Here is a 239-nt window from a genome sequence, read left to right as displayed (position 1 = left end):
GTCGCGTTCGGTCAGCGCGCCCAGCGAAAGGCCACCGCCCTGCTTGTTCAGGCCCTTGCGGTCGGACAGCACGCCAGCGTTGAGCACGGTGTTGACGATGCGCTCGCCCTGCACTTCGACCACCTGCAGCTGCATCAGGCCGTCGGCGAGCAGCAGCACGGCACCGGCCACCACGTCCGGCGGCAGGCCCAGGGAGCTCACGCCGACCTGGGGGGTGTCGCCGGCCGGCGCAGTGGCCG

Annotated in this window: 1 protein-coding gene; it reads right to left on the bottom strand. The window is 72.4% G+C overall.

All coding sequences use genetic code 11. The annotated features are described in order from the left end of the window. On the bottom strand, window positions 1-239 hold a 239-nt coding region (locus tag ACQG3P_RS22905; RefSeq protein ID WP_426806330.1), incomplete at both ends, for a pyruvate kinase.

The organism is Stenotrophomonas sp. SrG (assembly GCF_050031795.1).
GTDB lineage: Bacteria > Pseudomonadota > Gammaproteobacteria > Xanthomonadales > Xanthomonadaceae > Stenotrophomonas > Stenotrophomonas rhizophila_A.
The sequence above is the reverse complement of the archived record's forward strand: the minus strand, read 5'-3'. Positions and strand labels throughout refer to the sequence as shown.